General features: G+C 64.2%; 12 protein-coding genes. 1 reads left to right on the forward strand and 11 read right to left on the reverse strand.

Translation table 11 applies throughout. The features are described from left to right. Positions 1 to 11: 11 nt before the first annotated feature. The 7 genes from ACEOAC_RS13280 to ACEOAC_RS13310 all read right to left on the reverse strand — a co-directional run bounded on the left by ACEOAC_RS13280 (position 12) and on the right by ACEOAC_RS13310 (position 7,147). Positions 12 to 1,085 (reverse strand): adenosine deaminase family protein, encoded by a 1,074-nt coding sequence (locus tag ACEOAC_RS13280; protein ID WP_241812344.1) that lies wholly within the window; start codon positions 1,083 to 1,085, stop codon positions 12 to 14. A gap of 50 nt (positions 1,086 to 1,135) precedes the next feature. After that, positions 1,136 to 2,104 carry a nucleoside hydrolase gene (locus ACEOAC_RS13285; protein ID WP_077237986.1) on the reverse strand — a complete coding sequence of 323 codons (969 nt, stop codon included), beginning with the start codon at positions 2,102 to 2,104 and terminating at the stop codon, positions 1,136 to 1,138. 32 nt (positions 2,105 to 2,136) lie between these two features. Further along, complete coding sequence (locus ACEOAC_RS13290; RefSeq protein WP_413628388.1) at positions 2,137 to 3,150, reverse strand: ABC transporter ATP-binding protein; 1,014 nt, start codon at positions 3,148 to 3,150, stop codon at positions 2,137 to 2,139. Between the two features lie 12 nt (positions 3,151 to 3,162). Further along, a complete protein-coding gene (locus ACEOAC_RS13295; protein WP_413444357.1) occupies positions 3,163 to 3,942 on the reverse strand; it encodes an ABC transporter permease in 780 nt (259 codons plus the stop codon). Beyond that, the gene (locus tag ACEOAC_RS13300; RefSeq protein WP_006462232.1) at positions 3,939 to 4,799 is read right to left on the reverse strand and encodes an ABC transporter permease; all 861 of its coding nucleotides are present in this window, start codon (positions 4,797 to 4,799) and stop codon (positions 3,939 to 3,941) included. Before ACEOAC_RS13300 ends, ACEOAC_RS13295 begins: the two co-directional genes overlap by 4 nt. Before the next feature lie 95 nt (positions 4,800 to 4,894). After that, positions 4,895 to 5,947: an ABC transporter substrate-binding protein gene (locus ACEOAC_RS13305; protein WP_006462231.1), complete on the reverse strand. Its 1,053-nt coding sequence runs from the start codon at positions 5,945 to 5,947 to the stop codon at positions 4,895 to 4,897. Between the two features lie 81 nt (positions 5,948 to 6,028). After that, positions 6,029 to 7,147: a porin gene (locus ACEOAC_RS13310; RefSeq protein WP_413444358.1), complete on the reverse strand. Its 1,119-nt coding sequence runs from the start codon at positions 7,145 to 7,147 to the stop codon at positions 6,029 to 6,031. Between the two features lie 175 nt (positions 7,148 to 7,322). Between ACEOAC_RS13310 and ACEOAC_RS13315 the strand changes: the two genes are divergently transcribed. After that, complete coding sequence (locus ACEOAC_RS13315) at positions 7,323 to 8,249, forward strand: LysR family transcriptional regulator (RefSeq protein WP_006462229.1); 927 nt, start codon at positions 7,323 to 7,325, stop codon at positions 8,247 to 8,249. Between the two features lie 11 nt (positions 8,250 to 8,260). Here the strand turns inward: ACEOAC_RS13315 and ACEOAC_RS13320 are convergent, their stop codons facing one another. From ACEOAC_RS13320 to ACEOAC_RS13335, 4 genes are all read right to left on the reverse strand, one after another. Continuing rightward, positions 8,261 to 10,414: a c-type cytochrome gene (locus ACEOAC_RS13320; protein ID WP_241812340.1), complete on the reverse strand. Its 2,154-nt coding sequence runs from the start codon at positions 10,412 to 10,414 to the stop codon at positions 8,261 to 8,263. A 212-nt stretch (positions 10,415 to 10,626) separates the two neighbouring features. Next, positions 10,627 to 11,187, reverse strand: coding sequence for a cytochrome b (locus ACEOAC_RS13325; protein WP_077237980.1), 561 nt, complete (start codon positions 11,185 to 11,187; stop codon positions 10,627 to 10,629). Positions 11,188 to 11,255: 68 nt separating this feature from the next. Further along, the gene (locus ACEOAC_RS13330) at positions 11,256 to 12,647 is read right to left on the reverse strand and encodes a sensor histidine kinase (protein WP_241812339.1); all 1,392 of its coding nucleotides are present in this window, start codon (positions 12,645 to 12,647) and stop codon (positions 11,256 to 11,258) included. Continuing rightward, positions 12,644 to 13,342: a response regulator transcription factor gene (locus tag ACEOAC_RS13335; protein WP_102662479.1), complete on the reverse strand. Its 699-nt coding sequence runs from the start codon at positions 13,340 to 13,342 to the stop codon at positions 12,644 to 12,646. The genes ACEOAC_RS13330 and ACEOAC_RS13335 overlap by 4 nt, the downstream gene beginning before the upstream one ends. Between the last annotated feature and the right edge of the window lie 158 nt (positions 13,343 to 13,500).

The raw sequence follows: 13,500 nt of genomic DNA on the forward strand, positions 1-13,500 counted from the left end.
CTTTCACAAGCTCAGCTGACCAGGCGCGCGCGCAAGGCATCGAAGCGCGCCGGCCATTCCCGGCGCCAGCGCTCGCGCAGGGCCGGTGCCATCCAGGCGGCGTCCAGGCCGTTGAGCATGAAGCCGCGCAGGGCATCGATGTCGGCGCCCAGCTGCAGCATCATCAGCCAGGCCCCGGTGGGTGTGACCAGATGCAGGGTCGGGTCGTCGGTGTTGGGGTGCAGGCGCAGGCCGGCGGCCAGCATCTGGCGGATCGGATGGTCCTGGGCCCAGCGTTGTGGCGCCAGCGTGCGCAGGTAATAGGAATTGGTCGGCACCACGGTAAAGATCAGGCCGCGTTCGATGCAGCGCTGCAGCAGTGCCGGGTTGTCGACGATGGTATAGCCGTGGTCGACGCGGTCCACCTGCAGCAGGTCGATGGCGGTGGCCACGTTGTTCCAGGGCATGCCGAATTCGCCGGCATGCGCGGTGGTCTTCAGGCCAGCTTCACGCGCCAGGCGGTAGGCGGTCTTGAACAGCTCGGGGGGGCGGTCGTTCTCGCGGTAGTCCATGCCGATGCCCACCACCTGCGGCGCCGGATGCTGCAGCATCCACTGCACCATGCTCAGGGCTTCGTCGGGGCTGGCTTCGCGGTCGATGCTGGGGATCAGGCGGCCGATGATGCCGATGTCCCGTTCTGCAGCCACGATGGCGCGCACGATGGCGTCTTGTGCGGCGTCGTAGGCGATGCCCGAGACCCGCACCGTGCCGGTCGGATTCCAGAAGAATTCGCTGTAGGCCACGCCGTGCTGCCAGGCGTCCTGCAGGTATTCGTAGGTGATGCGGTAGAGGTCGTCGGGCTGGCGGATCAGCACGGCATCGAGGGCGCGCAGCACGCGCAGCACGCCGACCGGCTTTTCGCCGCGGGTGTAGAAGGCTTCGATCTCTTCGGCCGAGACCGGATGGCCGGCACGCGCGGAAAGTTCGCTGAAGGTCTGGCGGCGCACCGCGCCGAACAGATGGCAATGCAATTCGACCTTGGGCAGGGCGCGCACGAATTGTTCGAGCGTCAGCGGGCCGGTATCGGTGGGGTCGTTAAAACTCATAGACGAAACATCGCGGAAGATCGGTTCAGGGAGGAGTGGCGGGGGCGTCTTCAGGACAGCGTGCCCAGCAGCTCCTGCATCATGCATTGCATGGCACGCGGGCCGTCGACGGTCATGGCGACCTCGGTATTGGCCGGGGCGCGCCGGGGTACGCGGAATTCGCACACCGTCATGCCCCGCGTGAGCCGGCCCTGCAGTTCGATATCCACCCGCGCCGAGCGGAAACTGAACAGTTCCGGACGCTTGAGCCAGATCGCCACCGCCGGGTCGTACATCGGCATGGGCACCGAGCCGTCCGGACTGCGGATGCGCAGGTAGGCATCGAAGTAGCCGGCCAGCCAGCGGGCGCGGGGCGTGCCCAGGGCGCGCACCTGCTGCACCTCGTCGGCGGTCACCAGCAGTTGACGGCACAGGTTCAGCCCGAACATGCGCAAGGGGATACCGGATTGGAACACCAGATCGGCCGCTTCGGGATCGGCAAAGATGTTGAATTCGGCGGCCGCCGTGTGATTGCCCTGGTCGGCCGAGCCCCCCATGAGGATGATTTCCTTGACCATGGAGGCGATCTCGGGCGCACGCTGCAGGGCGATGGCCACATTGGTCAGCGGCGCGATGCACATGAGGGTGATCTCGCCGGCGTGCAGGCGGATCGCCTCGATCATGGCATCCACCGCGTGCGGCAGCGGCGAACGCTGCAGTTGCTGCGACTGGCGCGCTTCGAGTTCGGCGATGTCGACCTGCGGCAAGGCGTCACCGGTGGTGGCCATGCCGGCCTGGCCGAGGATGGATTGCGCGGTCTCGATGTTGCCGGCCAGCGGCTTCTCGCAGCCGGCATAGACCGGCACATCCAGCTGATAGTGCTGCTTGATGCGCAGCGCATTGTCGTAGGTGGTCGCCAGCGGCGCGTTGCCCGCTACCACCGACACGCCCAGCCAGTTCACATCGAGATTGGCCGACAGCATCAGCATGGCCAGCCAGTCGTCGAAGCCGGGGTCGGTATCAAGCCAGATCTTGTGCATGTTCTTGTTTTCCTTGGAGGGTAGGGGCCTGCTCAGGCCGGCAGTGTCAGGGCTTGTTCCAGCGGCAGGTGGAAGGCCACGTCGTCGCCTTCGCGGGCTAGTGCCTGGGCGGCCGGGGCCATGCCGCGCACTTCGCCCAGGGCAGTCTGCAAGAGATATTCCACCGATTCACCCAGGAAGCCCCGCGACAGCACACGGCCCTGGTAGCTGCCGCTGCCGACCTGGACCTGCTGCACGCGCCAGCCGGCGCAGGCGGTACCAGCGGGCAGGCCAGGGCAGGGCAGGCTGCCCTGCGGGCCATGGAGGGCGCCGTCGCGGTAGTCGAACAGGTTTTCGAAACCCATGAAATTGGCGACGAAACGGGTGCGCGGGGCATTGAAGAGGCGCTCCGGCGTATCCAGTTGCTCGATCTTGCCGCCGTTCATGACCACGATACGGTCCGACATCGCCAGCGCTTCATCCTGGTCGTGGGTGACGTAGAGCATGGTGATGCCCAGCTCACGCTGGATGCGGCGCAGCTCGGCGCGCATCTGCACGCGCAGCTTGGCGTCGAGGTTGGAGAGCGGTTCGTCCAGCAACAGCAGCTTGGGTTCGATCACGATGGCCCGTGCCAGCGCCACGCGCTGCTGCTGGCCGCCCGACATCTGCGCCGGCAGGCGCGCTTCGAAACCGGCCAGGCCGACCGCGGCAATCACCTTCTCCACCCGCTGGCGCAGTTCGGCCGAGGGTACCTTGCGCAGGCGCAGGCCGAAGGCCACGTTGTCGAACACGTTCAGGTGCGGGAACAGGGCATAGGACTGGAACACCAGACCGATGTCGCGCTTGTTGGGCGGCAGGCGGCTGATGTCGCGTCCGTCCAGCGTGATGCTGCCGGCGCGCAGCTCGATCAGGCCGGCGATGGCGCGCATGGTGGTGGTCTTGCCGCAGCCGCTGGGGCCGAGCAGGGAAATCAGCTCGCCCCGGGCCACGTTCAGGTCCAGCCCTTGCACGGCGGTCTTGGCATTGCCGTAACCGAGGGCGACTTGCTGCAGTGTCAGGTAACTCATCACGTTCTCACATCACATGTATTTGGAAATGCCCAGCACCTTTTCGGTGACCAGCACGAAGGCCATGGTGAACAGCACCAGCAGCGTGGAGAGGGCGGCGATGGAAGGATCGAAGCTGTTCTCCATGTGGCCCAGCATCTCGATGGGCAGGGTGCTGATGCCAGGTCCGGTCAGGAACAGCGACACCGGCACCTGGTTGAAGGAGGTCACGAAGGCCAGGAAGAAGGCCGCGATCACGGCGCCCCGGATATTGGGCAAGACCACCAGGCGGAAGGTCTGGGCGCGGCTGGCGCCCAGGGTGATGGCGGCTTCCTCGATGTCCACGCGCAGGTTGGCCAGGCTGGAATAGACCACCCGTACCGCATAGGGCGTCAACAGGCCGACGTGGCCGATCAAGAGACCCAGGAATACTGGCGCGTCGATCACCAGCACGAAATGGCGCAGCAGGCCCAGGCCCACCAGCATGGCCGGGATGATCAGGGGCGAGGTCAGCACTTGCTTGATCACCGCCATGCCGGGCGGCGGCATGCGTGACATGGCATAGGCCACGGGCACGCCCAGCAGCAGGGCGATCACGGTCGCCAGCAGGCCGATTTCCAGGCTGGTACCGAAGGCCTGGCGGAATTCGTCGGCCTGCAGCACCGCCACGATCCAGCGCAGCGAATAGGAGGGCGGCGGGAAGGCCAGCGTCTCGCCGCCGCTGAAGCCAGCCAGGAAGACGATGATGAACGGTCCCAGCAGGAACAGCATCACGGCCCACAGCACCAGGCGCGGGAACAGTCCTTGTTTCATGTCGTCCTCCGGGGAGCGGCAATGCGTTTCAATCCGGCGTTGACGGCCAGCGTCATCGCCACCAGGATCACCGCGATCACGTTGGCGGTGCCGAAGTCGCTCTCCACGCTGACCTTCTGGTAGAGCAGGGTTTCCAGCATCAAGACCTTGGGTCCACCCAGCAAGGCCGGGGTGACATAGGCGGTGACGCTGCCGGTGAACACCAGCGTGCCGCCCACGATCAAGCCCTCCTGCGTCAGCGGCAGGGTGACGCGGGTGAAGACCTGCCAGGCATTGGCGCCCAGGGTGGAGGCCGCCAGCGCCAGGTCGGCGGAGATGTTTTCCATGGCGCTGACCAGCGACATCAGCATCAGCGGCAGCAGCAACTGCAGCAGGCCCACGAACACCGCCATCTCGGTAAAGAGCAGGCGTTGCGGTTCATCGGTCAGGCCCAGTTGCAGCAGCACGGCATTGACCGCGCCATTGCGCCCGAACAGCACGATCCAGGCATAGGTCCGCGCAATGGGCGAGACCATCAGCGGCAGGATCATCATGCCCAGCACCAGTCCGCGCCAGCGTGGCGCCACCCGGACGATGGCTTGCGCGGCGGGATAGCACAGCAGGGCCGAGCACAGGGTGACCAGGGCGGCGATGCGCAGGGTGCGCCACAGCACCTGCAGGTGCAGCGGCTCGGCGAAGAAATCGGCGAAGCGGGCCAGGCTCCATTGCAGCGGACCACCGTCCAGGCTGTCCGGGCCACCGGTGCGGAAGGCGCCCAGCAGCAGGGCGGCCACCGGCAGCAGGAAGCAGACCACGGTGAAGATCAGCGCCGGCGTGACCAGCATCAGGCCGAGGCGGGTTTTGGATTGGGCGAGCATGTTGGGCAAACGATGTCAGGAAGATGAACGACAGCGACGGCCGCCATCCCGCAGGAGAGCGGCCATCGACGATGGCGTCGGGCGTGTCGGCCGGATTACTTGCTGATGCCCTTGTTCCACTGTTCCAGCCAGCCGGAGCGGTGCTTGAGCAGGTCTTCCGGCTTGACGAACTTGAGCGAGGCGATATGTTCGCCGCCATAGGTATTGAATTCGGCCTTGTCCTTGGGCAGCACCACCTGGGTGTTCACGGGTGAATCCACCAGTTCCATCGCCAGCGCGGTCTGCACGTCCTTGGACAACCAGAAATCCATCAGTTGGTAGGCCAGGTCGGCGTTCCTGGACTTGGCGACGATGCCCATCACATTCATGCCGGCGGCCTGGCCTTCGGCGGGGATGGCCCACTTCAGCGGCATGCCGGTCTTCATCAGTTGCGACCAGGTGAAGCGCGCCACCGGGGCGACCCAGATTTCATCCTGGGCAAACAGCGAGGACAGCTGCGCGCTGTTCTTGGTGAAGGTCACCACGTTGTTCTTGATGGACAGGATCTTCTGCATGCCGGCGGCATAGTCGCCACCCTTGCCACCCCAGGCCAGATCGGCCATCTGCAGTGCCAGCGGGCCCTGCGTGGTGCTCACATCCGGCAGGGCGATGCGGCCCTTCAGTTCAGGGTTCCAGAGGTCCTTCCAGGACTTGGGGGCGGCGGTCTTGTCGCTGCGATAGACCAGGCCCACCGAGTAGATGGTGTAGCCCACGGCGTAGTTGCCGCCGATGGGATTGCGTGCGAAGGGATAGATCTGGCTGTAGTTCTTCAGCTGGCTGTAGTCCAGCGGCTGCACCAGACCCTTGCGGGCGGCTTCCAGCATGCCGAAGTCCGACAGCAGCACCAGGTCCACCACCGGGTTGTTGCGGCGGGCGTCCAGCTTGGCGATGCGGTCGGCATTGTTGCCGGTCTCGACCACGATCTCGCAGCCGCATTTTTCCTTGAACGGTGCATAGACCAGTTTGTTGAACAATGGCTGCGAAATCGGGTAGGCCGACAGCACCAGGGTGCGCTTTTCCGCGTGGACCGGCGCGCTCAGCAGGGACAGGCCGAGGCCGGCAGTGACCAGGGCGGCCGAAGCACGGGTGAAGGGGACTTTGTTCAACATGACTATCCTTGAAACCGACAAAAGACTTGTATTGTAGGCCCGACCGCCGCGGGAGCCAGCGGCCAGGCCTGGGGAGAACGATCAGAAGACGTGACGCACGCCCAGCATCAGCACCGCCTGCTTCTTGTCACTGGAGGACGGGAAGCCGAAGATGGTGGCCTTGGTGGCATCGCCAGCAGCCATCTGGTAGCTGTAGGTGATGGCCACGTCGGTGCGCTTGGACAGGAAGTAGTCAGCCTGGAAGTTGACCTGGTGCCACTTGGGGTTGGTGTTGATGGTGTCGTACTTGCCGGTGGTATAGAAGTAGGACGCGCCCAGGTTCAGTTGTGGCGTGTAGTGGTGCACCAGGTTGATGTCCACGTTCTGCAGGGTCAGCTTGGTGTTGTCCAGGTATTCATACTTGACGTTGCTGTACATCGCGCCGAAATCGGTATTGCCCACGATGTAGAAGCCGCCGGTACCGGCGATGCGCTGGCGGCGCACGCCGGCCGAGCTGTTGACCGCGCTCTTGTTGAAGATCAGCAGCGAGCTGGCGTAGTCGTTGCCCATGGCGCCGTCCGGGCTCTTGCTGCTGTTGGGCTGATCCATCTGGGTGTAGGCCACGGCCCAGCGGAAGTTGCCGCCCTTGTAGCCGGAACCGATGCTCATGACGCGGTTCACGGCGGCGTCGCCGGCCGCTTCACCGAAACCATAGACGGCGGTGACGTTGAAGTTGTTGAAATAGGGGCTGACGTACTTGACCGAATTCTGTACGCGCAGGTTGTTGTAGCCGTTGTCGTTGTCGCCGATGTGCACGCCGTTGCTGGCGATGACCACGGGGCCCAGGTAGTCCTTGACGGCTTCATACTGGCGGCCCAGGGTCACGGTGCCCATGCTGTTGGAGGACAGGCCGACCCACGACTGGCGACCGAACAGGCGACCGTTCTGGGCGGCGCCGCCGGTCATCATGTTGAAGCCGTTTTCCAGGTTGAAGATGGCCTTGTTGCCGCCGCCCAGGTCTTCCTGGCCGCGGAAACCGATGCGCGGGTTCTGGTTGGTGCCGGACAGCGCCTCGAAGTTGTGCGGACCGCCCTGATTGCTGAGGTAGCCCACGCCACCCGAAATCAGGCCGTAGATCTCGACCTTGCTTTGTGCTTGCGCCTGTGCGCCTGCCAGCGCTGCCGGAATAGCCAGTGCGCCGATCATCCAGTGTTTTTTCATTCCTGCCCCTGTGGTGAGTCTTGATGAGGTCTTGCGACCGTTGTTTATGGTGGTACTGCAAACGGTGTGGAGGATAGGACAAGTGCTTAAATAATATAATTTGTTTATATTTATAATTTCATAAACTGAATTTATAACCGAGACGGTTTTCCTGCCCTGTCTTTTTGGCAATGCCATGATCAAATTGAATCAGAAAGTCACCCTTCGTCACCTGCAGGCGCTGGTCACGCTGGCCGACACCAACAGTTTCAGCCGCGCCGCCGATGCGCTCGCGGTGACCCAGCCGGCCCTGTCGGCGTCCATCAAGCAGCTCGAAAACCAGCTTGGGACGCGGCTTTTCGACCGCACCACGCACCAGATCAGCCTCACCGCGCAAGGGGCCGTGGTGCTGGAATACGCGCGTCACCTGCTCAATACGGCCAGCAATATCTTCGACGATATCGAGCATGCCATCGGCACCGGACGGCACCGCATCCGGGTCGGCGCCATCCCTTCGGCGGTCACGCTGACGGCGGCGGTGATCGCCCGTTACAACCAGGCGCACGACGAGCATGTGGAAATCCTGCTACAGGACATGCCCAACGACGCCCTGCTGGACGCCTTGCACTCGGGCAAGCTGGACTTCTGCGTGGGTATCAAGCCACCCGACTCGCTGTCGTCCCAGACGCTGGAAACGGTGACCCTGTTCGAGGATGAGCTGGTCCTGATCGTCTCCCGCCACCATGCCCTGGCCGGGGCCAAGGAAGTGCAGTGGCGGCAGATGGCCGGGGAAGAGATCGTGCTGTTCACCCAGGGCAGCGTGTGGGAATTCGCCTCGGCAGCGCTGATGCAGCACGGACTGGCGTCCTCGCGCCGCTATCAGGTGGTGCACAGCGAATCGCTGTACGGGGTGGTACGGGCCGGCATTGCCATCGGCATCATGCCCAGCCTCTACACCACCTACCTGCGCGACGACAGCCTGCACGTGGCGCCGCTACGGCAACCGACCCTGAAGCGCAAGATCGTGCTCATGCGGCGCAACGAGATCAGTCGCAGCGACTGGACCGACCATTGCTTCCGTGAACTGCGCAGTGACCTGAAGCAGGCCAATCACTGGTTCTGAGAGACTGCCGCTCAGTAGCGCGCATCGGCGGGCTTCTTGTCGCGGGGCCAGTCGTTGACCTTGGGTGCGAAGTCCGGACGCGGCTGGTGCGTGAAATATTCGGCCACATCCAGCGCCTCCTGATCGGACAAGCCTCCTTGACCAAGCGGAAAGCGGTCGTGCAAGGCGATCGGCATGTTGCGCTTGACGAAGGCTGCCGCAGTGTAGGTGCGCGCCATGCCGGCACCGATATTGAACGAGGCATCGCCCCACAGCGGTGGGTATACCCACTGGCCGGCCTGATTCTTGACGCCTTCGCCCTGTTCACCATGGCACAGTGCACACTGCGCGGTATAGACACGCTGGCCGTTGACCGGATCAGGCTTGAGCCGGGGATCGATCTTGCCCACGCCACGGCCTGCGACCTTATCCTCGGCTCGGGTATCGCGCCGCATCCAGTCGATGTAGGCCAGCATGGCCTTCATGTCTTCCGATCCCGCCGGTAGCGGCTTGCCGTTCATGGAGCGCTGGAAGCATCCGTTGATACGATCTTCCAGCGTAATGAGACGCCCGGCGCGCGCGGCATAGCTGGGGAAGAAAGACGACACGCCCACGTACGGCGAACCGTCGGCCACGGTGCCGGCATTGAGGTGGCAACTGGCGCAATTGAGTGCGTTGCCGACGTGGCCGGGCAGCATGCGGCTGGTCTCGATGTTCAGGCGCGCGCCGCGTGTCAGCTGGGAGGCGTTCTTTTCACCGAGCATGTCGGCCAGGCGCGGTGTGACGAAGGTCGCAACTTTGGCCTTGTCCATGCCGATGCTTTCACTCAACTGGGCGCGCATGCGGCGCACCATCGTTTCACTGATGTCGGCCTTGGTGGTGCGGCCCCAGCTGGCGCGGGCGAAGTTGAGGATCTCGGCGATCTCGCGGTCGCTCAGTGCAGCGAACGGCGGCATGGTCATCGCCCGTGAATGCGCCTGGGTGCTCGCCGAGCGCCAGCCGGTGAGCATGATGTGGATCAGGGAGGACGGGTCTGCCGAATGCAGCGCAGGATTGTTGGCCAGGGTGGGGAACACGTCTTTTACCCCGGCGCCGTCCGGGCGATGGCAATCAGCGCAGAATTGCACGTAGCCCAGTCCTCCCCGGCTGCCGTAGAGTTTGTCAGGCGACGGAGCTGAGCTGAGCGTAGTCGGCATCTGCATTGGCAACTCGCCGGGGGCAGGCTGCAGCGAGGCCAGATAGATGCCGATGGACTGCAGGTCGTCGTCGCTGAGGTACTGGGTGCTGTGCTGTACCACATCGACCATGTTACCGGCCACGCTGCCGAAACGGTTGCTGCCGGTCTTGAGCAAGCGGGCCACATCGTCCGGCTTCCATAGGCCGCGCAGGCTCAGGGCACGCCAGTTTTCCACGGTTTCGCCGCTCAGGAAAAACTGGCCGTTTCGGCCACCGTCGCTCATGGCCTTTTCCTGGAAACCGATGCCGCGTGGTGTATGGCAGGCACCGCAATGGCCCAGCCCCTGGACGATGTAGGCACCCCGGTTCCACTGGTTCGACTGCGACAGATCCGGCTGGAACGGAGTGCGGTCGAGGAAGGCCATGTTCCATAGGGCCATGCCCCAGCGCTGGTTGAACGGAAACGACATGCCCAATGCCTGGTTGGCCTGTTGCACCGGCTTTACCCCTTGCATCAGGTAGGTATAGAGCGCTCGCATATCCTCTTCTGTCATCTTGGCATACGACGGATAGGGCATGGCCGGGTAGAGATGATGGCCATCCGCGGCGACGCCTTCGCGCATGACACGGTCGAACTGGGCGAAGCTGTAGTTGCCGATGCCAGTCGCGCGATCCGGCGTGATATTGGTGGAATACAGTTTGCCGAAGGGCGTGTCCAACGGCAGCCCGCCGGCCATCGGCTTGCTCCTTTCGTGGGTATGGCAGGCTACGCAATCGCCCAGGCGCGCGATATAGCGCCCGCGCATTATCTGTTGCCGGGTACCGGCATCCTGTGTGGCGCTGTAGTCGGCGGGCAGATCGTCGATGACGTCGTTCGACGGTGGGGCGGAGGGCGGCAATGAGGTCGCCGCGACTGGCCGCAACGTCGCTGTGACAGACAGGCAGAGCAACAGCAGGCCTGCCGGCACGGACAGGGTAAGGCGGCGGAAGGGGGCGGACGGTAGCTGCATGATCGTGGCTCGCTGAGTTCAGATGGTATCGAGCAATATTTAACGCCCGTCCTCTCCCACCGACGCGGCGGTGATCCCAACCGCCTTGATATGCCGCAAACAATGGTAGTGATGCGCCGTCGCGGGTTTTGCCAGATCGCACAATAGCGCATGCCATAAGAAACGCCGTTCGGTATGAACAGCACCGGACGGCGTTTCATCCAAAGGGTGGTCTATTTGCCGGAAGACCGCAGCGACATGCGCTGCAGGATGGGCATGCGATCGAAGAACTGGTGCCACAGCGCGCCCAGCACATGCAGGCCCACCAGGAAATAGACGGCATTGCCCATGAATTCATGGACTTCCTTGATCGGCCCGCGCAAGGCCATGTCCTTGGCCAGGATCACCGGCAGGGTGCTCCCGAAGAACACCACCTCGCGGCCACCGGCCTGGGTGAAGAGGATGCCGGTCACCGGCAGGCCGATCATCACCACGTACAGCAGCAGGTGTACCGCATGCGCCCCCAGACGTTGCAAGCGGGGCAAGGACAGTTCGGGCGGCACGCCCAGCATCTTGCGGGCGATCAGGCGCACCACCACCAGGATCAGCACAAGCTGGCCGGCGTGCATATGCACCGTGCGCAGCAGGTCGCGCAGGGGATCGCCCTTGGGAACATCGTCGCGATATTCGATGGTGGCCAGCGCCACCACGAACAGCAGGAACATCAGCCAGTGCAGGGCGGCCGAGAGCGGGTGATAGCGTGTTCGTTGCAGGGTGTCGGGATATTGGTTCATGCTGGCTCCTCCTTGGCTGGCGAAACCGGAATAGTAAAGGCAGAAACTTAGACCGGCATTAGCCTGGCTCAAGAAATCGTGCGGCAGGCAGAGTCCTCGCCGGCAGGAATATCGAGGATCACCCGCAGGCCCTGGCCTGTAGACGCATCAGCGTGCTCCAGCCGCAGGCCGATATCCAGTCGCGCCGCGAGCGATTGCACGATGGAAAGTCCCAGCCCGGAGCCTGGCGCGCCCGCCGGGTCGATGCGATAGAAGGGCTCGAATACCCGCTCCCGCTGCTCGGCGGCGATGCCCGGGCCGGTGTCGCTGATTTCCAGGCGCACCTGACCTGCCTGGGTGGCGGCCTCGCCTGCAACGGCGATGCTGACGCGCCCGCCGGGCGGGGTATAGCGCACCGCATTGTCGATCAGGTTGTTCAACAGCAAGCCCAGTTCCAGCGGGTTGGAGCAGACCTCGACCTCCAGGCTGCCATCGACGCCCAGGTCGATATCCTTCTGTTGCGCCAGCGGCAACAGGTCTTCCAGTACCGGTCGTACCGCCTCGCGCAAGATGAAACGACGACATTGCGAGGCATTGGCCGACTCACCGGACTCGCCACCCTGGGCCCGTGCCAGGGCCAGCATCTGCGCCACCAGCGCCTTGCTGCGTTCGATGCCGCTGCCCAGGCGCAGCAAACGTTCGCGGGCGGTGTCGGACATCTCGCTCTGCTGCAGCCGCTCGGCCTGCAATGACAAGGCTGCCAGCGGGGTACGCAACTCATGGGCGGCATCGGCCACGAAACGCCGCTGGCTGCGCATGGCACCTTGCACCCGGGCCAGCAGGCGGTTGATGGCCTCCACGAAGGGAAGGATTTCGGTGGGCAGGGCGGTGGTGGCGATGGGTTCCAGCTGATCATCTCGGCGCTGGTCGATGTCCCGGCGCAGGCTCTGCAGCGGGGCGAACAGCTTGCCGATGATGCGTTGCAGGGCCAGCAGCAGGACCGGCACCAGGATCAGCACCGGGATCAGCGCACGCCAGGCATTGCGGTAGGCAATGCGATCGCGGACATCGGTTTCCTGCGACAGGGCGATGCGCCGACCCGATTCCAGCGCTTGCACGTAGACCCGGAAATTCTCGTGATGCATGAAGACGGTCTGCAGACCGTCATGCAGGTCCGCCGGCAGCGGCAAGGGGCGCTGCCCGTGCTCGGCCTGGGCCGTCGTCTCTCCCGGTAAGGCTAGCCATTGCACGGCGATGCGAGATTCGTGATCGCCACCGGGATAGCGGCCTACGGCACCGGCCTCGGGCAATGTGCCGCCCATGCGGGCGATCAGGGCGCCCACCTGGCGCAACATGTCATCCTGCATGCGGATCGAATCGCGATAGGCACTAATGAAGCCGAAGCAACCCGCGCCCACCGCCACCAGCAGGATGGTCGCGGTCAGTGCCAGCGACAGGCGCGCCTGCAGGGAGCGGCTCATACTGGACGCGCGACCATCCATCCCATGCCCCTGACGTTTCGGATGGCGTCCTTGTCCAGTTTCTTGCGCAATGCATGGATCAGGAATTCGACGGCATTGCTCTCCACTTCCTCACCCCAGCCGTAGATGCGTTCTTCCAGATCGCTGCGCGAGAGAATGGCGCCGGGGCGTTGCATCAGCGCCTGCAGCAAGGCGAACTCGCGGGCCGACAGGCTCACCGGTGGCGATTGCTGCCAGCGGGCGGTCTTGGTGCCCAGGTCCAGCTGCACGGCGCCATTGTCCAGCAGGTCGGTGGCGGCACCCGATTTGCGCCGCATCACGGCGCGCAGGCGGGCCAGCAGTTCGCCCAGGGCGAAGGGCTTGAGGACATAGTCGTCAGCCCCTGCATCCAGGCCATCGATGCGATCCTGCACGCCATCGCGGGCGGTGATGATGAGCACGGGAATGTCGCAGCCACTGCGCAACTGGCGCAAGACGGAGAGACCATCGCGACCAGGCAGTCCGAGATCGAGCAGGGCGGCCGCGTAGACCGGTTGGTGGGTGGCCGACAGGGACGAGGCAGACGACAGTGCGGAGAGTGCGGAGAGGGCAGCGGCCCCGTCACGTACCCAGTCGACCGCATACGAAGCCTCGCGCAGCGCCGCGCGGACCTCCTCGCCGATCATGATGTCGTCTTCTACCAGCAGTATTCTCATCGCCTTGCCTGGGTGGAGCCGGGACGTTGTACCGGCGGCGTTAGAGTCTACGGCAAAAGTGTGGGGGAAAGGAAATGCTGGCGGGGCCTATCCTGCCGATGGTATGGCTTGCATGACGGAATAGCGGACGCAGGTGGCGGTGCGCCTGCGCCTCAAAC

Origin of the sequence: Herbaspirillum frisingense (genome assembly GCF_047325095.1) — a bacterium.
Taxonomy (GTDB): domain Bacteria; phylum Pseudomonadota; class Gammaproteobacteria; order Burkholderiales; family Burkholderiaceae_D; genus Herbaspirillum; species Herbaspirillum frisingense.

What these genes read in the sequence shown, in the direction of transcription:
- ACEOAC_RS13280 (WP_241812344.1), bottom strand. Translation starts at nt 1,085, where the DNA reads ATGAGTTTTAACGACCCCACCGATACCGGCCCGCTGACGCTCGAACAA.
- ACEOAC_RS13285 (WP_077237986.1), bottom strand. Translation starts at nt 2,104, where the DNA reads ATGCACAAGATCTGGCTTGATACCGACCCCGGCTTCGACGACTGGCTG.
- ACEOAC_RS13290 (WP_413628388.1), bottom strand. Translation starts at nt 3,150, where the DNA reads ATGAGTTACCTGACACTGCAGCAAGTCGCCCTCGGTTACGGCAATGCC.
- ACEOAC_RS13295 (WP_413444357.1), bottom strand. Translation starts at nt 3,942, where the DNA reads ATGAAACAAGGACTGTTCCCGCGCCTGGTGCTGTGGGCCGTGATGCTG.
- ACEOAC_RS13300 (WP_006462232.1), bottom strand. Translation starts at nt 4,799, where the DNA reads ATGCTCGCCCAATCCAAAACCCGCCTCGGCCTGATGCTGGTCACGCCG.
- ACEOAC_RS13305 (WP_006462231.1), bottom strand. Translation starts at nt 5,947, where the DNA reads ATGTTGAACAAAGTCCCCTTCACCCGTGCTTCGGCCGCCCTGGTCACT.
- ACEOAC_RS13310 (WP_413444358.1), bottom strand. Translation starts at nt 7,147, where the DNA reads ATGAAAAAACACTGGATGATCGGCGCACTGGCTATTCCGGCAGCGCTG.
- ACEOAC_RS13315 (WP_006462229.1), top strand. Translation starts at nt 7,323, where the DNA reads ATGATCAAATTGAATCAGAAAGTCACCCTTCGTCACCTGCAGGCGCTG.
- ACEOAC_RS13320 (WP_241812340.1), bottom strand. Translation starts at nt 10,414, where the DNA reads ATGCAGCTACCGTCCGCCCCCTTCCGCCGCCTTACCCTGTCCGTGCCG.
- ACEOAC_RS13325 (WP_077237980.1), bottom strand. Translation starts at nt 11,187, where the DNA reads ATGAACCAATATCCCGACACCCTGCAACGAACACGCTATCACCCGCTC.
- ACEOAC_RS13330 (WP_241812339.1), bottom strand. Translation starts at nt 12,647, where the DNA reads ATGAGCCGCTCCCTGCAGGCGCGCCTGTCGCTGGCACTGACCGCGACC.
- ACEOAC_RS13335 (WP_102662479.1), bottom strand. Translation starts at nt 13,342, where the DNA reads ATGAGAATACTGCTGGTAGAAGACGACATCATGATCGGCGAGGAGGTC.